Genomic DNA, 19,084 nt, shown 5'->3' on the forward strand with positions numbered 1-19,084 from the left:
TAATAATTAACGATTTATTAGCCTAGTATCTAATTAAACCAATGTAAACTTATGAAAAAACAGCGAATTAAAAATGCGCTTATGTGTATTTTGAACCAATCTCAACTTAAAATGAAAATCACTTTTCTTTTAATATTTGTGAGTCTCACACAGCTTAATGCAAATACCAGTTATGGTCAAGACCAAAAGGTAACCATAATGGGACAAGATATTTCCCTAAATGAGGTTTTTTACCAAATTGAAAAACAAACCGGCTTTCACTTTTTCTATAACGGTAATGAGTTAGATATCAATCAAAAGATCTCATTAAATATCAAAAACCAAAAACTCTCAGGGGTTTTAACTCATATATTTAAAAATAAACCAATAACTTATAGGGTATTAGGAAACCAAATTGTTCTTACAGGGAACAAGGATGTAGACGAGTCTAACAATATCCAAAATAAACAAATAAAAGGTTCTGTTAAAGATAAAACAGGTATGCCGTTGACAGGGGTTACCGTTGTAATTGAAGGTACCCAAAAAGGAGTTGTTACCAATTATGATGGCAGTTTTAAAATTGATTTTAACTTCAACGAGAACGTTTTGGTATTTTCTTCTTTGGGTTACAAAACCCAAAGGATTGAACTAAACGGCAGAGATGTTATTGATTTAGTAATGGAAGAAGATTTTAGTCAGCTGGAAGAAGTCGTTCTTATTGGTTATGGCGAACAAAATATCGAGGAGGTTTCTGGAGCTGTGTCATCTATAAAGCCTAGTAATATTGTTCAAGCTGCTACAGGTACAATTGGGTTTGATCGTGCTCTTGGTGGTTTGGTAAAAGGGGTTAACGTATCACAATCGTCTGGTCGTCCTGGATCACCTGTACGATTAAATATTAGAGGAATCACCTCTCCATTGTCCGGTTTTGGTGGACTTAACCAGCCATTATACGTAATTGATGGCGTTCCGTTTAATATTGATGGATTGCAAGGCGCTAATCCTTTATTAACACTTAACCCTAACGATATTGAAAGCTTCGATGTGTTAAAAGATGCAGCGGCAACCGCTATTTATGGTTCGCGGGGTGCTAATGGGGTTATTATCGTTCAAACAAAAAGAGGAGAACGTAATCAAAAAAATAGAGTCAATGTTTCTTATACAACCACTTTGGCGCAACCTATTAATACTGTAAGTGTTTTAAATGCGTCACAGTATCGCAATTTTTACGATACCTTAATATCAAATTCTGTAGCTGCAATGAATGCTGGACAAATTGATCCCTTCTTTGCATTCGATCTTGCCAATATAGGAAATGTAGATATAGACTTTAGTACTTTTCAGGTAAGTTATAACGGTTTAAATGAGGATTATTTTGGTGATGCTGATACTGATTGGAATAAAGAAGTATTTCGAAGTTTAGCAGTTACCAATCAAGCGAACATAAGCCTTAATGGTGGTACAGATAAAAATAATTATGCTTTAAGTTTGGCATTTATAGATCAGGAAGGCTTAACTATTAAAGATGGGCTTAAACAATATACCTTAAGCATGTCTTTAGATACCGATCTTACTAATAAAATAAAAATTGGAGCTACCACTAATTTAGGACATGTAGAGTCAAATTCTGGTGAAGATGATTTATTTGGGCAGTATACAGTTAATAGTTCAATAGCTAGGGCACGTCCAGACTTACCAGTGTACGATACAAACGGCGAACTGTTAGGACAAACCGATTTCTCTTATGGTTTTGCTACTTTAGAGCCTAACCCAATTATGCGCTTGCAAAACAAAACAAAGAAGAAAAACTACAATTTTATTGGTAACGCATATATAGAGATAGAGCCTGTAAAAAACTTAAAATTAAAGGCCGATGTAAATACTGCAGTATTCTATACAGACGAGAGTTCATTTATCCCAAAAATTACACAAACCGATTTTGTGTTTTTTCCAAACGAATCCTTTTTAAGCGAATCTACAAGTTTGGTCTCAAACGTAACTTCAAACCTTACGGCGAATTATAGTTTAAAACTTTCCAATAACCGTATCGGTTTATTGTTGGGTGCCGCTTGGGATCGCACTAATTTCGATTTAAGCAGTCAGTTTTACACTGGTTTCCCAGATGATGATATTTTAATAAACGGATCATCGGCAGAGTCGGTAGGTTCGTATTCTAGTAATCGCGTAGAGTCGGGTTTAAATTCGTTGTTTTCACGTGTTAACTATAGTTATAAAAACCTGTACAGCGCCACATTCAATTTCAGAACCGATGTGTCGTCAAAATTCGGTCCATCAAACCAAAGGGCTTATTTCCCATCCTTATCGGTGGGTTGGAATATTGCTAATGAAAATTTCTTAGCTGATAGCCAGATGGTTAATGTTTTAAAGTTACGCGCCAGTGCAGGTAGGGTAGGGTCAACTAATGTTTCAAATTTTGCTTACTTACAGTTTTTCCAAAAAGCATCAGATGATATTTACAACGGGAATTCTGCTATTGTGCCAAATAACAACTTCCCTAATACAAATATTGGATGGGAAGAAACGGAAGAGGTTAATATTGGATTGGATTTTTCATTATTGAACTCCAGATTACGCGGAAGTGTAGATGTTTATAATAGAAAAACCATTGGAGCTTTGGCTAATACGCCACTACCTTTAGAACTTGGACCTAATTCTTATTTTTCAAACTTTGTTGATGTTTCCAATAAAGGTATTGAAGTAAGTTTAGGAGGAGATATTATTAAAACCGAAGATTTTATTTGGTCTACTAATATCAACTGGTCGTTAAACCGAAACAAGTTAGACAAACTCAACGGTGCCAATATCAACCCATTCCAGCTTGATTATTTTATTGAAGGTGAACCAGTGGGTACTATAAAGGGCTACCGTGTGGTTAAAATATTCCAAGATCAGGCCGAGGTGGATGCATTAAACGCGGCATCTCCGGTAGGCTTCTACGATCAGATTTCTACCAGCGTAGGTGATTATATGTATGAGGATGTAAATGGGGATGGCCAAATAACCACAGAAGATAGAGTGATTATTGGCGATATTGAGCCTGATTATTTTGGAGGTATTTCTAATACCTTCCAGTACAAAAATTTTGCGCTTACCGCATTGATGCAATATTCGGTCGGTGGTGAACGTACTTGGAGCAATATTCCATTTGGAACCTTAAATATTTTAGGGGAAAATAAATATAGCGAATATGCTTTGAATACTTGGACACCAGAAACACCAAATGCACGTTATGCTAGAGCTTTGTATTTTGACCCTTCGGCTAGCAGCAGAACATCAGATCGTTATTTGTACGATACATCGTATTTACGATTAAAAAGTTTACAATTAAGTTACAATTTAGATGGTAAATTTTTAAATAAACTAGGTATTACCAGTACAAGATTTGTGCTTGCAGGTACTAACTTGGTAACTTGGACCAATTGGCCAGGTATGGATCCAGAAACGTTCTCTGAAAGAGGCGGGATAACCGATCAAGTAGATAACGAAGACCCATATCCGTTGTCAAAATCATTCTCCCTAGGCGTACAAGTTCAATTTTAAAAGTAGTAAAAAAAGATGAAAACATATATAAATAAATTAAAGAGCTTGGTATTGGCATCAGTTGTTGTAACCTTATCAAGTTGTAGTATAGAAGACATAAAACCGATTAACCAATTAACTCAAGAAAACACTATTAGAGATGAAGAATCGGCTCGACAGGTGTTAAATGGGGTGTACGATTTAGGCAGAGAGTTTGATTTAAGTTCTTTCCCTTTGTATTTAGCGGGCTATGGAAATGAAGGGCTAATAACAGGAAATTTAACCGGTGGAACAGGGTATAATACTAATCAGGTACCGGTAGATAACCAGGTTTTGGCCAATTTGTACAATGCACATTACAAAATTATTAATTTGTGTAACTTTTTAATAGAAGGTTTAGAGGCTGGTGATGCTCAAGGTATTTCAGATATTCGTAAAGCTGAAATGCTTTCTGAAGCAAGATTTCAAAGAGCATTCGCTTACTTTAACCTATTGCGTTATTTTGGGCAGTTTTATGATACAAACTCTATTTACGGAGTTGTATTAAGAAATAATTTTTCAACAGAATTAGTTGCAGCATCAAGAAATACGGTACAAGAAGTCTATGAATTTATACATGATGATTTAGAGTTTGCTGTAGCCAATGGACCACAGTTTATCGAACATTTTTATACGGGAAAATTAGCCGCTCAAGCGCTTTTGGCTAAAGTTGAATTGTATATGGGTAATTACGGTCAGGCTGCTATTTTAGCTAACGATGTTATTAATAATACCGAAGGTTATGCTCTTGAAACGCAATATGCAGATATATTTGCCAATAGTTTTAATTCGGTAGAAGTTATTTTTGCGCCCGTTACAGGTTCTGGGCAAGAAGGTGGAACCAATATGAATTTGGTTAACAGAACTTCTTATAGCGAAAATTTGCGCAGCTCGGCAGATGCCCAAGTAGGAGCAGACAATGATGGCGATTTAACAGGCGCAGGCGCTAATTATGATCCTCGTTTTAGTTTTGCTTATGCCGAAGCTAACCAAGGGCCTAATATGCAAGGTAAATATCCGTTTTTGGTTAGTACAGCATCGCAAAGTAACACCATGTATCATTTAAGGTTGGCCGAGATATATTTAGTACATGCAGAAGCAGAAGCGAGACGTACGGGAGGCGATTTAAATGAAGCTCTAAAAAGCCTTAACACCATTAGAAACCGTGCTACAGTTACACCAAAAACACTTTCTGATAGGCCTACGCTGCTTGAAGATATTAGACAGGAAAAACTATTGGAACTGTTTTTTGAAAATGGAGAGCCTTGGTTTGATTTGGTTCGTTATGATGTGTTGGGAAATATTGATGCATCAAACATAAAAACTTCAATTATTTCAGAAAAGCAATTTGTTTTGCCAATACCTTCTCAGGTTATTATTGGTAATAAAAATGTAATTCAAAACCCAGATTATTAATAATTATCAATAAAACAATTATGAGATATCTATTTTTTATAGCCTTGATTTTTAGTGTGTTTTCGTGTATAAATGAACAACCACCTAAAGATTATGTGGTGGTTCATGGCACAATTGCCAATCCAATAGACAGTTTAGATTTAAGGCTTTTTAATCCAAAGGAAAATAAAACGGTAATGATCGATGTAGATACAGATGGCCGCTTTAGAGATACTTTAAAGTTAGAAAACCCAGCTAATTTTACGGCGGTTTATAAAAGTGCTTTTAATCTTTATTTAGCAAACGATATGGACATCCAATTGCAATTAGATGCCGAAAATATTTCTGAAAGTTTAGTATTCTCAGGAAAAGGCCAAGCCGAAAATAATTTCTTGAAATTTAAATTGAAAGGGCTTAATAAACTTTACGGTAACGACTATAAAACTTATTTTAGTTTAAACCAAGAGGATTTTGATGCTAAAACCAACAATTACCTTAACGCTTTTAAAAGTGAATTGGAAGCTAACAAAGCAGCTTTAGATTCTGTATTTATTAATAGACAAAAGCGGGAAATGGTTGTTTTTCAGGAGCAAAACTTGTCGCAATACAACGAGCAGCAAAAAATAAATAAAGCATTAGCCAAAGGAAATAGATCGCCAGAATTTAACGATTATGTTAATTATGCAGGGGGGGCTTCTTCTTTAAAAGACTATAGAGGAAGTTATGTTTATATTGATGTTTGGGCAACTTGGTGTGGTCCTTGTAAATATGAGATACCGTATTTAGAAAAAGTAGAAAAAAAGTACCACGATAAAAATATTAAGTTTGTAAGTATTTCAATTGACACCAAAAAAGATGAGCAAAAATGGCGTGATATGATTGAGGCAAAAAATATGGGAGGTATCCAACTTTTGGCCGATAATGACTATAACTCTCAGTTTGTCAAAGATTATTACATTTACGGCATTCCTAGATTTATTCTTTTAGATCCTGAGGGAAATATTGTTAATTACGATGCGCCGAGACCATCTGAAGATAAATTAGATGTATTGTTTGCCTCATTAGATATTTAAAGATACATTACTTTGTTTTGAGGAGTTACTAAAAGAAGCAAAATAATACGACCCTTTTCAAAGACCAGAACAAGCACTTGTTCTGGTTTTTGTGTTATATGTAAATAAATATTATGGAAAAAATTTAAGATTTTCATATCTCTTATTGAAATGCTATGGTTGAATACTTTTTCTAGTTAATTTGTTACATGCCCTTCCATGTAAAATTGATAATTAATTTAATTGGTTAATGTTAGGGTCTATAGTGTGTTTAAAGTTAGTAGATGGATGATTATTTAAAATAGATTTTAAATATCATTTTCTTTTAAATTGTAGCATTAAAATATAAATGTTTTTTTTTAGTTTTCTGTAATCTAAGATATGGTTTTTAAAAAATGCCTGTTGCCGTTCATGATCTTTAGAACGTATATGGTCGTAGTCATTTTTTCCGTATTCCAATTCGTTTTTAAGCTGTTGTTCGTATTTGCACAAATTGCTTAATACAAGAGTGTTTTTTCGTCGTAATGCCTGAATATTACTTGCTATAGCTGTTTTAATAATGAGTTGTTTTTCAATCATTCCGAAAACATTTAGTTCTTCATGAATATACTCAACAGTATCCATCCATTGTTGAAGTTCTAAAAAATCTTTTTGAAGTAATAGTCTTCTTTTGGCTTCAAATTCCCGGGGAGTATAATTGTTATTTATAAATGACATAAAATGTAGGTAATTAGGTTAGTTTGTAAAAGACCGTGAACAGACTTTTGTTCACGGTCTTAAATATGAAACTATAATAAATCAGATTTAATAAGCGTTTCATTATTATAGCAAAAGCAGAATGATTAGTATAATTAGAGTGGTAATCATTCCGCTCATGAAATACATTTTAAAAGGCTTTATTTTGCTCTTAAACATATTGTAAAGCACGTTTATATAAAACGTCTTTAAGTTTTTGATATCGGTTTAAGTGATATTGATAAGTTCGTCGAAGACGTTCATATTCATTTAAGTAAGCCATGTCACACTGTATGTCGTTACATTCCACAACATTCATATAAGTATTTGAATAAGATAAAATCGTGTCATACAACTCATTATTCTGTGTTTTTCTTTTCGAAAAAAAACTATATATATCATCAGGTATAATGCTGTTGTTTGTGGTTTTTTGATATAGTTTTAGCAGATTGTCTATTTCAGTGTTTATATATTGCAGCTGATTAAGCCAACCTTTTAGTTCTATACTGTTGTATTTATGTACAACTTCAATGTCAGAATCTTGTTCGTATATTTTTAAGGTCATAATATTATTGCTGTGTTATGTTTAGACTCGAATTTGCCGCATTTTGTATGACGTTAAGTATTTTAAGTTCTTTAGGTCCCGTAGGGAAATTCCAAACAACCTGATCGTCTTCTGCATATCCAAATAAAGCGGCTCCCATGGGCGTAAGAATTGAAATTTTATTGGCTTTCAAGTCTTTTTCGGCAGGTTGAACAATTTGAATGGTTTTCTCCCAGTTATGGTATGAAGCTACCGTAACGATACTGTTTAATCGCACAATATCTTGCGGCATATCTTCTTCGTCAAGAACATGAGCTGTTTTTAATTCTTCTATGAATTTAACAAAGGACTTTTTCGTTTCAACATCTTCTGTAAACCCAGATAGATTAAGTAAATGTTTAACCTGGACATATTCTTTTTTTTCTAAAATTAAATTACCGTATTTCATAATGGATTTATTTATGGGAAAATCCCGCGTTGTATGTAAGCTTTTTCAATGCGTTCTATGGCAATACAATAAGCCGCTTTACGTAAGTCTATATTTTCATTTTGTGCATACGCAGAAACTCTATCGAAAGAGTTCTTTATTTTCTTTTCTAGTTTATCAATAACGTCTACAATTTGCCACAATTCGCCATTTCTGTTTTGAAGCCATTCAAAATAACTGGCAATAACACCTCCTGAGTTACAGAGAATATCTGGAATGATGGTAATATGTTTTTCCAGTAATATTTTTTCACCCTCAACGTTTATAGGGCCATTGGCGCCCTCAGCAATTAGAGAGGCTTTTATGAGATGGGCATTGTTTTCAGTAATCTGATTTCCTAAAGCGGCAGGCACGCAAATATGGCAATCTAGAGCAAAAAAGGTATCTTGTTCTATAGCTTGAGCATTAGGATAACCAACGAGGCTTCCGTGATTATTTTTCATATACGAAAACAAATCTTCTACAAGAATACCGTTTGGGTTTGTGATACTTCCGAAGGCATCTTGAACTCCAATTAATTTAGCGCCGTCTAATTCTAAGAAATAGGCTGCCCAATATCCAACATTACCAAAACCTTGTATGATAAAGGTTTTGTTTTTAAGGCTGTCGTCATGTTGCTCAACCCACAATTTAATGGTTAAGTATACCCCGTAACCGGTAGCACGATCTCGACCATCCAGGCCGCCGCTTCCAATAGGTTTTCCGGTAACAACATGCAGGTTTTTAGAACGCTCTGCTGGAGCCTTGGTACTCATGTAAGTGTCCGACATCCAGGCCATGGTTTGTGCATTTGTATTAACATCGGGAGCCGGAATATCATGCTCAGGACCAATATTATCACCTAAAGCAAAAGTAAAGCGTCTGGTAATCCGTTCTAATTCGTTTTGAGAATATTTGCTCGGGTCAATTTGAATACCTCCTTTCCCGCCACCATAAGGTAATCCTGCCAGCGAGGTTTTCCAGGTCATCCACATTGCTAAGGCTCTTGCTGCATCTATATCTACGGTAGGATGGTAACGTAATCCCCCTTTATAAGGTCCCAAAGCATTATTATGTTGAACTCTGTAGCCCTGGAAGATTTCAACATCGCCATTATCCATTTTTACAGGAAAATTTACGATAATTTCGTTGTTGGTAATGCTTAGTATTTTACGAATATTTGGATGCAGATTAATATGATTTGCAGCGTTGTTGAATTGTTCTAGAACATTTTTAACCATGCCTTTTGCATTAGGTTTGGCAGGTTTTTTTATATCATTAATTACAGTCATTGTTTTTGTTTTAATTCTTAATAATCTTGTTTTTACTGTTTTATTGGGTGATTTGAAACGTTTTGCTTGTATTTAATGATTTGGTTTGTTTGCGCATATTCGCTACACGACCATACAGTGTTTTTAAATCTCGTAAGCACGCAGGTGGACATGTTAATGCATGATAAGCAAATACTAGAAGATTTTGTGTTCATATAATAACTTATTTTACGGTTTCCATTATAAAGGCAACCGCTATGCCATTATCGCACACAAAAATGATATCATCTTGTAAACCATTGAAGAATAAAGGTTAAGTAGTGGTTTAATTTGAAAGATGCAGAAAAGTAACTGAGGAATTTTTCCTCAATTGATTCAAAAATCCTCAGTGAACCAAGAAGTTAATCTTTGAGTTTTTCCCGAAGCGTTTTACGGTCTATTTGAAGAATTTTAGCAGCTTGAGTTTTATTGTTGTTGGTTGAATGTAATACGTGCTGAATGTAACGTTTCTCAGCTTCTCTCAACGAAAGTAAATTATTTTCAGGGAAGTTAATGTGGTGTTTTAAGGCATCAGAAAGATGTTCAACATCAACAGTGTTATCACACATAATAACCGCTCGTTGAATTATGTTTTCTAATTCTCTAATATTCCCAGGCCATTCGTAGCGCATTAAAACTTCTAAAGCACTTGGGGTTATTTTTATAAATCGGTCTTTATATTCAACACCATATTTAAATAGAAATTTTTCAACCAAAAGAGGAATATCATCTTTTCGGTTTTTTAAAGCAGGAACCTCAATTTCAACAACTGTAAGTCGGTAAAACAAGTCTTCGCGAAAACGTCCTGTTTTAATCATGTCTTTCAGGTTGCTATTAGTAGCAGCAATAACACGAACATCAATTTTTTCTGTTTTTTGCGAACCGACTCTTAGAACTTCTTTTTCCTGTAGCACACGTAATAATTTAAGCTGAACAGCGAGAGAGGCATTGCCAATTTCATCTAAAAATATGGTACCGCCATGAGCGGCCTGAAAGAATCCTTGACGGTTATTATCGGCACCGGTAAAGGCTCCTTTCATGTAACCAAACAATTCGGCTTCCAATAAATTTTCAGGAATACTTCCGCAATTCACAGCAATAAAAGGCGCTTTCGAGAACTTCCCTTGATAATGAATGGCACGGGCGATAAGTTCTTTTCCAGTGCCACTTTCTCCATGAATAAAAACTGTGGCTTTGTTGTTTTTTACCCGATCTATAATTTGAAATACCTTGTTGATGGATTTAGAGGCACCAATAAGCTCTCCATATCCATTTTGAAGATTAGCTGTTTGTTTTGTTTCCTTTTTAATGTTTTCATACTTATTAAAGGCATTTTGCACCGCATTTAATAATTCTTCTTTGGTGAATGGTTTGGTTAAATACCCCATACCGCCACGTTTAATGACCTCAAGAGAATCCTGAATAGAGGGGTAGCCTGTAACAACCAGTTTAGGTAATTGAGGATAATGTTCTGAAACGAATTTCAAAAGCTCAAACCCGTCAACTTCCGGCATTTTTAAATCGGTGATAAGTAAATCGACCCTTGTATCTCTTAAAATAGAAACGGCTTCTTTAACCGAAATAGCTTTATAGGTATGAAACTGCAATGATTTTAAATGCCTATGAATTAATTCCAATATATGAATATCATCATCTACAATCAATATATTTTCCTTTTTTAATACCATTAATTCTTATTTAGGAAGTCGTACCTCAAAGATAGTGCCTTTTTTGTTGTTGCTTTTAGCTGTAATGCTTCCTTTATGACTGGAAACAATACCGTGCACAACACTTAACCCAAGGCCTGAACCCTCGCCGGTGGGTTTTGTTGTAAAAAAGGGTTGAAATAGTTTGTCATGTAAATTCTCAGGAATACCCGGTCCTTGATCTGTGATTTTCAGAATAATTTCATTATTGATTTGAAAGGCTTCTATCATTACAAGACTATCTTTAGGTGAAAAATAGATGGCATTCATTGTTAAATTAAATATAATTTGTGTAAGCTGAACCGTGTCTGCTCGCAACCAAAGTTCTTCTTCTTCAATTTTCACAATGTATTTTACCTGCTGTTTTCTAAAGGTGGCATCGAGCAAGTTGATAGCACTTTTAATATTCGGAACCAGATTAACCATTGTCATTTCCTGAGGCATTTCGCAAGAAAAAAACATAAGCTTTTTAACAACTTCTCTTGAGAAAATAGCATTTTGAATGATTTTGTTTAAATCTTCCGAGGCTGCGGTATTTGCCTTAAAATCTGAAGCAAGCAACTCGGCAAAGCCCAAAATATTTGCAAGTGGGGTGTTTAATTCATGAGCGATACCGGCAGTCAGTTCTCCTAAAACCGCCAAGCGGTCGGCACGTTCCATTTGTCGTTTTAAAAGTAACGCATTATTTTTAATTTCAATTCGTTCTAATAGGCTGCCAATTTTTAATGAGATGTTGTCTATTAAAGCCTGCTCTTCCTCTAAAAAATAATGCTCAGAAGTGTCTTTAGATACAATATGAGCTGATATTTTACCTTTAATGATATTGAAAACGGGAATGTCACTCCAAATACTACAGGTTGTTTTTTTTATCGTTCCACTTAAAACTTTTAGGCCTGGAATATTAATATAAACTTCAACTTTTTCAGGAAATTGTAAAGCTTTTTTTAGACTAAAAGCGATGGCTTTTAAACTGTCCTCGATGTAGTCGTAATCGGCCTGAACAATAATTGTAGAGACTTCATAAAGGCAAGTTAATTCTTTAATACGTTCCCTTAATTGCTCTTTTGTTGTTACTGCTGATTTCATAAAAAGCTACAAATTTGTTTCTTTGATTAATTAATAATTATAAGGGTTAAAATTTTATAAAAAAAAAGATCACTTTATAATTTGCTACTACAGGCTATTAAGCTATAACTTAAAATCACCATTGCAAATTAAACTATTTGGATCATTTTAATAAGAACAAAAAGTCTTAATTAATTTGATAAACGGGTGAAATATTTCTGTGAAAATATGAGTATGTAACTCCAATAAAAAATTACAAAACCCTTTCCATAAGCACTATTTTTTCTGAAAAAAAAACTTGACAGCATGTCAGCGCCATCAAAGAAACCATTTTTTTTTTTTTGTAAAAAGAATAACTTTACTTTGTGTTAAGTAGTATTAATTTTATTATTTTAGGAATGGGTCCCATGATCAACGAAAGTATCCATGCTCCTCTAGCGGCTTTTTATTAAGAATGTGTTTGATAAGTGATTACAAGCTTTTTATTTCTCTCTTAATTGTTTGGTGTATTTCAAAATTTCCAGCTAAAACAATTTATTATTATAATGTTTGTCCCTATAAAGTGAATTACTTTTAAATTATTACAAAATTAGGAGAATGTAATTTTAAACTTTTTTTTTGCTAGAGTTTTAGTAATAAAAGAGATAACTCTTAAAATTAAACTAAACCAAAAATAGCCTCTAATCCTTAATTTTGTAGAATGCAAAACTAGCTGTGTCTACTAATTTTGGATACTAATTAAAATATTTTTTTGGAACTTTAAATTGAAATTTTGTGATATTAGAAAAAATCTAAAAAAATCTAAAAAAATGTTTTTCTTATTATTTAGATTTTTTCGTAATTTTTAATAAAAAGTAATAATGACTTTATACCATATATAATAATTTTATATTAAGAAAATTACCCTAAGTTGAATAGAGATGCTTTTGACATTTAATAGTTATGGATAGTTCTAAAGAAGGCTTTTTGTCAATAAAAAATATTGAAGAATTCCGTAAGAATCAGGTAGCAGGTAAAGAGGGGATTATATTTAATGAGTTAAAAGGTGAAATGTTTATTGACAAACCGCATAAGCATGATTTTTTTGTTATAATTCTTTTTTTAAAAGCCAAAGGAATACACAATATGGACTCAAAAGATTACGTTTTAGGTAATCGAGAGGTTCATATTTTATTTCCTGGACAAATACATAAATGGTCGCTGAAAGCTGACACTTTGGGTTATCAATTAATGGTAGAAAAATCATTTTTCGAACATTTTGCACCTTATTTTAGATTTTCTTTTACAAATTATCAAAATCATCCCGTAATTCAATTATCCAGTGAAGCATTCAAACTAATTTTGTATGAGTTTAATGCTATCAAAAATGAATTGAAGGAAGAAAAATCTCTTAGGCAATTAATTACGGCTCGCGCTACTGTTATTGCTTCTATTGTTAGTAGAGAAGCAGAAAATAAATTCACTGAATTTAAAATTTATCAGTCTAATCCTCGTCTAGCTAGATTCAATATGTTAATAGATGAATTTTATAAGGAAAATAAATATGTTAGTTTTTACGCTAATAAACTAAATATTTCTGCTAATTATTTAAATGTTTTATGCAAAACGCATTTAAAGGTTTCTGCGACATACCTTATACAAATACGCATTATTAAGGAAGCAAAGAGACTTCTTCAAAGTACGACGCTCTCCATAAGTCAAATTTCGTTCGAGCTAGGATTCACAGATCATGCCTATTTTTCCAATTTTTTTAAAATGAAAACTGGGGTTTCTCCTAAGGTATTTAGAGGAAAGAGATAAATTTTACAAATATTGATAGAGATCTTTCAATGCTTCAAGTGTTATACTGCTATACATTTGAATTATAATTTAATAATAATTTATTCAAGTTAAAAAAAAAGTAAAATAATGGATGTTAAACAACCTATTATTACAAGAAAGAAATTTCTAGAAATTTCAACATTAAGTATGGCTGGAGTATCTCTGTCATCTGGATTTCTGAATGCTCAATCATTGATTAGTGAACCAAGCCTTATAGATAAAAATATGAACCAAAATTATACTCTGGAAAATGTAAGATTAGAAATAGGTTTTGAATTTAAAGAAGGAGAAGTTATTGCTACCAAAACAGATATATTTTCAATTGAGATGTCGGGAGGTAAAATTAAAGCAATACACAAAAATAAGGGGAATATAAATGCTATAGATGCCAAAGGAATGTTAATGCTACCTTCTTTTAAAGATATGCATATTCACCTTGATAAAACCTTGTATGGCGGCGGTGAGTGGCATGCAGTTAAAAAAAGAAGAGACGGTGTTAAAGGTATGATTTCATTAGAAAAGAAAATTATACCAGAATTACTACGGAATTCTACATACAAGGCAGAACAAATTATAGAGCTATTGCAATCTTATGGAACATCATTTGCACGAAGTCATGTGAATATTGAACCAACTTCTAAATTAAAATCATTAGAAAATTTACAAATTGCTTTGAAAAACAAAGAAAATGGATTTGAATCTGAATTAGTAGCCTTTCCGCAACATGGATTATTTTATACTGATTCCATTGCCTATATGAAAGAAGTAGCTAAATCTGATATAGATTTTATAGGAGGATTAGATCCGTATAGTATTGATGGATCTATAGAGAGATCAATGGATTTTACATTGCAACTAGCTTTAGAAAACCAAAAAGGAATAGATATTCATTTACATGAAACTGGTGATTCTGGATTGAAAACTGTAGAATATCTTATAGAAAAGGTTAATGAAAATCCTGAGTTGAAAGGGAAGACTTATTTAAGCCATTGTTTTGTTCTAGGAAGATTAGACAATCAGAAACAAAAGGAAATGGCGATAAAGCTTAAGGATGCTCAAATTGGTATTATATCAACTATTCCATTTGGAGGTCTGATTATGCCCATTCCAACCTTAATGAAATATGGTGTAAAAGTTATGACAGGTAATGATAGTATTATGGATCATTGGAATACCTTTGGAACAGGAAGTGTATTATACAAGGCAAATTTAGCAGCACAATTGTATGGTAAAGTTACTGAATTTGAATTGTCTAGAATGTTAAGTTTGGCTACTGCAGGAGTTGTTCCTTTAGATGATGAAGGTGTTCAACAATGGCCCAAAGTTGGAGATGATGCTACTTTTTTACTTTTTGATGCTAGTTGTTCAGCTGAGGTAGTTTCAAGGATGTCAAATGTGAAATCACTTATTTTTAAAGGAAATGTGGTTTTTTAATTTCAATAACAATTATTTTATTATTTGCGAATTGCAATAATAACAAGGAGATAAGAATTGAAATCGTAAAGAAGTATATTCTCAAATAAAAAATAGAATGTATAATTATTTAAAAAATATTGATAATAGAAGAATCTTATTAATAACCATCTTTTCTTTATTTTTATTAAGTTTTCAAAATATTTCTGCGCAGAAAGGGAATTATCAATTATCAACTCATGTGTTAGATATAACAGTTGGAACACCTGTGGAAAACGTGAAAATTATTTTGTTTAGGAAAGAGTTGAGTGATGATTGGACTCTAATCGATAACAAATTCACAGACAAAAATGGACGAATAACTAGTTTTTTAGAAAATAAAAGGGATTCTTCTAATTATGGAATATATAAACTTAGATTCGAAACGAACTCCTATTTTAATAAACAGAATAAGGAAACTTTCTATCCATATATAGAAGTGGTATTTAAAATAGAAGATAACAAGCATTATCACGTCCCAATTACTCTGACGCCATTTGGATACTCGACTTACAGAGGAAATTAATAAGATACTTCGGTATTAGTTGAAAATTATAAGAAAAATTTAAATATAAGATTAAGCTTACATTAGGCTTTTTTATTATTTAATTGTTCATTATCAAATTAGGCAACTTAAAGTGTCTTCAGTTTATTTAATTATAATAGAAATTAAAGATGTATATAAATAAAAAGAAATTAATAGATTATTTCTCTGTTGTTTTATTGGTTTCACATAGGGGCTGAAACCCTGCAATTTCATGATATAAAAATTATATCTTTATAAGATGTCAGAATATCTGCGAAAAGGATCTTATATAGTTAGTGGTTTGAGTTGTCATATAGTTTGGTGAACCAAGTATAAATATAAAGTATTGAAAGGAGAAATTTAGTTTCGTTGTCTAGACTTACTGATTCAGATTTGTGAGACAGAAGAATTAGCAATATTAAAAGGGGTTTTAAGTGCAGACTTTGTTAATCTTCATATAGAATATTCCCCCAAGTAAAGTATTAGTTTTTTGTTAAAACAGCTGAAGGGTAGAAATTCAAGAAAGTGCAACAGGAATTTCCACAATTGGGCAAAATATATTGGGGAAGACATTCTTGGGCAACAGGATATGAAGTTTGGAGTACAGGTAATATAACCGATGAAATGGTAAATTAATATTTGGAGCATCATATAAAGCCCGATTCAGATAACTCTAATTTCATATTAGAGTAAAAAAACGAGGGACTAAAGTCCCTCGTTTAACAAATCTATGGACTTCAAGTCCTAAGTGATTTATTTAAAGTATAACAAATTAGCTATCGATTTTTTATTTATAATTTAATTATCCTGCGGTTAGAAAAATACTTGATAATTTTGTATATCATGAATTTCTTTTGGACCATAAACTACACCATCTTTAGAGAAGGATACTTCAACATCATTGTAGGTTCTAATACTTCCATTGTATACGCCTAATTTTACAGCTTTAAAATTGACCTCCTGTCCAAGATCTATTATTAACAGTCCACTGGAATCTAATCCATAATAACCTGTACTGCTACCATTAACCCCAGCACCATCACCTAATAAGGATGAAGTGTCATGTCCTGAAGGCATTGTAAACTCAGTACCGTTGTTAATTAATGTTACTTCAGTCAAATGACTCCAGGAGTTTGCGTTACTTCCATTCATCTGTATTTTAATATATTGATAGGCCTCAGGCAATATAAAAAGTTCAGAGTTTTGAATGTCTTTTATGTTAGTTGGGCCAAATGTAATTCCATCCTCAGACAATGAAACTTCAACATTTTGGTATACTCGACTATCCCCGTTATACACTCCTAATTTCACGGCGTCAAATTCATAACCTTGCCCTAAATTAATTGTCAGAAGCCCACTTGAATCTAAACCGTAGAATCCTGTGTTTGATCCTTCGACACCAGCCCCATCTCCTAAAACGCCTGGAGCGTTATGGCCGGACGGAAGTACATATTCCTTACCATCATTTACCAAAGTAACTTCGGTTAAGTGATTCCATGAATTTGAAGTATTACCATTCATTTGTATTTTAATATACTTGTTATCTCCTAACGGGGGAGTAGGGTTAGGAATATATTCAAAATACTTGACAAAATCGATAACATAATCTACTGGTAAATGGCTTGAATTGACACCTCCTACCCAGCTGCCTCCAAGTTGCTGAGAAAGAATTAAATGAAAGTCTCTGTCAAAGGGCCATTGACGCCAATCAGCACCGGCGGCTTTATAATATGTAAAGGTAGTTACTCCATTAATTGTGAAAACAATTCTTTCAGGATACCACTCTACACCATAAACATTAAAATTTGAAGTGTTAACACTTGATGTTTTACTACTAGGGTTACTTTTAGTATTAGCATGAATCGTAGAGTAAATATAGCCATCGAAATTTAAATGCTCCATAAGGTCTATTTCACCAAAGTCAGGCCATCCGCCATATTCATTTGTGCTACCTAGGAGCCATATGGCCGGCCAACATCCTTGTGCAGAATCAAATTTTGCGCGAACTTCAACTTTACCATATGTGAAATTATATTTATTTCTTGTCCATACACCACCAGTGAGATAGGCTCGTGGGTCGGATTGCGTATCAGGATTTACAATACCTTTTAAATGTAAGTATCCGTCTGATAAATCATAAACTTGATCGTCAGTAGTCATTGTATTATTCCAGTCAACGGTTCCTTGAGGAATTCGGCTCCATTTAGTTGTGTCCAATGTAGTGCCATCAAAGTCATCCTGCCAAACTAAATTAAAGTTCGCTGAGGTGGTTAACTGAAAATTTTCAGAGAAAGTTTCTTGTAATTGTTGCTCCACATTAGCTTCGTCGGTACGGTCACATCCGAAGCAAAGAATAAGTGAAAAAAGTGAAATCCATTTGTTTTTCATTTCTTTTGATTTAAGATTAATAAATTGTGTTTAATTTTTAGTTAGTTGTATATTATTTATTCAAAAAGGTTTGTCTTAGTTGCTATATGAAAAATATTTCGTCAATTGTTGTTTGTAGAATGGTTTAAGATTTACATTGAGGTGTTGATAATTAGTGTTTTACTTTTTTATCTTGATACTAAATTAGAAATGGAAATTATTACTGGGGATTTTTTGTGATTACAACTTGGTTACATTAGAATAACATTTGGGTTACATTTTGTAATAATTAGGTTACGTATATTAGGTTCAATTCCTCCTGTAATAAATGCAAATTTTATATTTAAACTTTTGAATTTAGTCTGAACTCTTTTGTTGCATTGGGGGAGGTTTTATCCTGAGTTTTTAGAAAAGTAGATACCCTTATTGTATTTTATTGAAGCAGAAACCATACGAATTAAGGTTAATAGATAGCTAAGTGAAATCGGAACTACTTGTTGTGTTTTTTTTATGAGGTTTTAGGGGGAATTGTTATGAAAAAACACAACTAATGTTGCTTAAGCTGATATCAAATCATCAGTTTAGATATGATGAAGGAAATATTAAATCAAATGAATGCGTAATTCGAGGTACTTATATCGCATAGAAAAGTTTAAGTAAAATATGGTTTGTTATGTTTTGATTTTATAAACCTACTTGATAATGAAACTGAATCTGAATCTGAATCTGGATTTTTTTCTATGGGACTATAGAATATTGGACTTCCTATATTAGACTGGACATAAAGATGAGAGAAAATGTTAGTTAGTTTTTATCTTAGCAATTATGAGAAGAAAATCTAAACATTACACCTTAGAATTTAAACAGAAAGCAGTCGAGTTAAGTTATGCCAAAGGCAATGTAAAACAAGTATGTGAAGACTTGGATATATTTCCATCAGTACTTTACCGTTGGCGTAGAGAGTTAAAAGATTACGGTAACAACAGTTTCCCTGGCCGTGGTAATCCTAAAATGACCGATGAAGAAAAAGAGATATCTCGATTGAAAAAGGCATTAAAAGAAGCCGAGTTAGAACGAGACATCTTAA

Annotated in this window: 15 protein-coding genes; 8 read left to right on the forward strand and 7 right to left on the reverse strand. The window is 32.9% G+C overall.

Annotation, left to right across the window (positions count from 1 at the left end):
• The first annotated feature begins 51 nt into the window (after positions 1 to 51).
• Genes NO995_RS13670 through NO995_RS13680 form a run of 3 tightly spaced genes read left to right on the forward strand, consistent with a single transcriptional unit; the run spans position 52 to position 6,026 of the window.
• Positions 52 to 3,540 (forward strand): TonB-dependent receptor, encoded by a 3,489-nt coding sequence (locus NO995_RS13670; protein WP_258227998.1) that lies wholly within the window; start codon positions 52 to 54, stop codon positions 3,538 to 3,540.
• Positions 3,541 to 3,555: 15 nt separating this feature from the next.
• Positions 3,556 to 4,974, forward strand: a complete 1,419-nt coding sequence (locus NO995_RS13675) for a RagB/SusD family nutrient uptake outer membrane protein (protein WP_258227999.1) — start codon at positions 3,556 to 3,558, stop codon at positions 4,972 to 4,974.
• 20 nt (positions 4,975 to 4,994) lie between these two features.
• Positions 4,995 to 6,026: a TlpA disulfide reductase family protein gene (locus NO995_RS13680; protein ID WP_258228000.1), complete on the forward strand. Its 1,032-nt coding sequence runs from the start codon at positions 4,995 to 4,997 to the stop codon at positions 6,024 to 6,026.
• 294 nt (positions 6,027 to 6,320) lie between these two features.
• Here NO995_RS13680 and NO995_RS13685 read toward each other — a convergent pair whose 3' ends face one another.
• The 6 genes from NO995_RS13685 to NO995_RS13710 all read right to left on the reverse strand — a co-directional run bounded on the left by NO995_RS13685 (position 6,321) and on the right by NO995_RS13710 (position 11,852).
• Positions 6,321 to 6,722 (reverse strand): hypothetical protein, encoded by a 402-nt coding sequence (locus tag NO995_RS13685; RefSeq protein ID WP_258228001.1) that lies wholly within the window; start codon positions 6,720 to 6,722, stop codon positions 6,321 to 6,323.
• A 190-nt stretch (positions 6,723 to 6,912) separates the two neighbouring features.
• The gene (locus NO995_RS13690) at positions 6,913 to 7,305 is read right to left on the reverse strand and encodes a hypothetical protein (protein WP_258228002.1); all 393 of its coding nucleotides are present in this window, start codon (positions 7,303 to 7,305) and stop codon (positions 6,913 to 6,915) included.
• A 4-nt stretch (positions 7,306 to 7,309) separates the two neighbouring features.
• On the reverse strand, positions 7,310 to 7,732 hold the full coding sequence (locus NO995_RS13695; protein ID WP_258228003.1) for a GreA/GreB family elongation factor: 423 nt from the start codon (positions 7,730 to 7,732) through the stop codon (positions 7,310 to 7,312).
• An 11-nt stretch (positions 7,733 to 7,743) separates the two neighbouring features.
• Complete coding sequence (locus tag NO995_RS13700) at positions 7,744 to 9,042, reverse strand: Glu/Leu/Phe/Val dehydrogenase (protein ID WP_258228004.1); 1,299 nt, start codon at positions 9,040 to 9,042, stop codon at positions 7,744 to 7,746.
• Between the two features lie 380 nt (positions 9,043 to 9,422).
• Positions 9,423 to 10,748: a sigma-54 dependent transcriptional regulator gene (locus NO995_RS13705; RefSeq protein ID WP_258228005.1), complete on the reverse strand. Its 1,326-nt coding sequence runs from the start codon at positions 10,746 to 10,748 to the stop codon at positions 9,423 to 9,425.
• 6 nt (positions 10,749 to 10,754) lie between these two features.
• Positions 10,755 to 11,852, reverse strand: coding sequence for a sensor histidine kinase (locus tag NO995_RS13710; RefSeq protein ID WP_258228006.1), 1,098 nt, complete (start codon positions 11,850 to 11,852; stop codon positions 10,755 to 10,757).
• A gap of 921 nt (positions 11,853 to 12,773) precedes the next feature.
• Between NO995_RS13710 and NO995_RS13715 the strand changes: the two genes are divergently transcribed.
• From NO995_RS13715 to NO995_RS17840, 4 genes are all read left to right on the forward strand, one after another.
• On the forward strand, positions 12,774 to 13,631 hold the full coding sequence (locus NO995_RS13715) for an AraC family transcriptional regulator (RefSeq protein WP_258228007.1): 858 nt from the start codon (positions 12,774 to 12,776) through the stop codon (positions 13,629 to 13,631).
• A 246-nt stretch (positions 13,632 to 13,877) separates the two neighbouring features.
• Positions 13,878 to 15,086, forward strand: a complete 1,209-nt coding sequence (locus tag NO995_RS13720) for an amidohydrolase (protein WP_375141558.1) — start codon at positions 13,878 to 13,880, stop codon at positions 15,084 to 15,086.
• A 97-nt stretch (positions 15,087 to 15,183) separates the two neighbouring features.
• Positions 15,184 to 15,630, forward strand: a complete 447-nt coding sequence (uraH, locus tag NO995_RS13725) for a hydroxyisourate hydrolase (RefSeq protein ID WP_258228009.1) — start codon at positions 15,184 to 15,186, stop codon at positions 15,628 to 15,630.
• A 525-nt stretch (positions 15,631 to 16,155) separates the two neighbouring features.
• On the forward strand, positions 16,156 to 16,266 hold the full coding sequence (locus NO995_RS17840; protein WP_375141552.1) for a transposase: 111 nt from the start codon (positions 16,156 to 16,158) through the stop codon (positions 16,264 to 16,266).
• A 177-nt stretch (positions 16,267 to 16,443) separates the two neighbouring features.
• Here NO995_RS17840 and NO995_RS13735 read toward each other — a convergent pair whose 3' ends face one another.
• Positions 16,444 to 18,018 carry a glycoside hydrolase family 16 protein gene (locus NO995_RS13735; RefSeq protein ID WP_258228010.1) on the reverse strand — a complete coding sequence of 525 codons (1,575 nt, stop codon included), beginning with the start codon at positions 18,016 to 18,018 and terminating at the stop codon, positions 16,444 to 16,446.
• An 804-nt stretch (positions 18,019 to 18,822) separates the two neighbouring features.
• Between NO995_RS13735 and NO995_RS13740 the strand changes: the two genes are divergently transcribed.
• A partial coding sequence (locus tag NO995_RS13740; protein ID WP_258228011.1) for a transposase occupies positions 18,823 to 19,084 on the forward strand: 262 nt, incomplete at its 3' end.

This window comes from Aestuariibaculum sp. M13 (assembly GCF_024723255.1).
Classification (GTDB): Bacteria; Bacteroidota; Bacteroidia; order Flavobacteriales; family Flavobacteriaceae; genus Aestuariibaculum; species Aestuariibaculum lutulentum.

Coding starts and splice junctions, on each gene's coding strand:
- NO995_RS13670 (WP_258227998.1), top strand. CDS start 52: ATGAAAAAACAGCGAATTAAAAATGCGCTTATGTGTATTTTGAACCAA.
- NO995_RS13675 (WP_258227999.1), top strand. CDS start 3,556: ATGAAAACATATATAAATAAATTAAAGAGCTTGGTATTGGCATCAGTT.
- NO995_RS13680 (WP_258228000.1), top strand. CDS start 4,995: ATGAGATATCTATTTTTTATAGCCTTGATTTTTAGTGTGTTTTCGTGT.
- NO995_RS13685 (WP_258228001.1), bottom strand. CDS start 6,722: ATGTCATTTATAAATAACAATTATACTCCCCGGGAATTTGAAGCCAAA.
- NO995_RS13690 (WP_258228002.1), bottom strand. CDS start 7,305: ATGACCTTAAAAATATACGAACAAGATTCTGACATTGAAGTTGTACAT.
- NO995_RS13695 (WP_258228003.1), bottom strand. CDS start 7,732: ATGAAATACGGTAATTTAATTTTAGAAAAAAAAGAATATGTCCAGGTT.
- NO995_RS13700 (WP_258228004.1), bottom strand. CDS start 9,042: ATGACTGTAATTAATGATATAAAAAAACCTGCCAAACCTAATGCAAAA.
- NO995_RS13705 (WP_258228005.1), bottom strand. CDS start 10,748: ATGGTATTAAAAAAGGAAAATATATTGATTGTAGATGATGATATTCAT.
- NO995_RS13710 (WP_258228006.1), bottom strand. CDS start 11,852: ATGAAATCAGCAGTAACAACAAAAGAGCAATTAAGGGAACGTATTAAA.
- NO995_RS13715 (WP_258228007.1), top strand. CDS start 12,774: ATGGATAGTTCTAAAGAAGGCTTTTTGTCAATAAAAAATATTGAAGAA.
- NO995_RS13720 (WP_375141558.1), top strand. CDS start 13,878: ATGAACCAAAATTATACTCTGGAAAATGTAAGATTAGAAATAGGTTTT.
- uraH (WP_258228009.1), top strand. CDS start 15,184: ATGTATAATTATTTAAAAAATATTGATAATAGAAGAATCTTATTAATA.
- NO995_RS13735 (WP_258228010.1), bottom strand. CDS start 18,018: ATGAAAAACAAATGGATTTCACTTTTTTCACTTATTCTTTGCTTCGGA.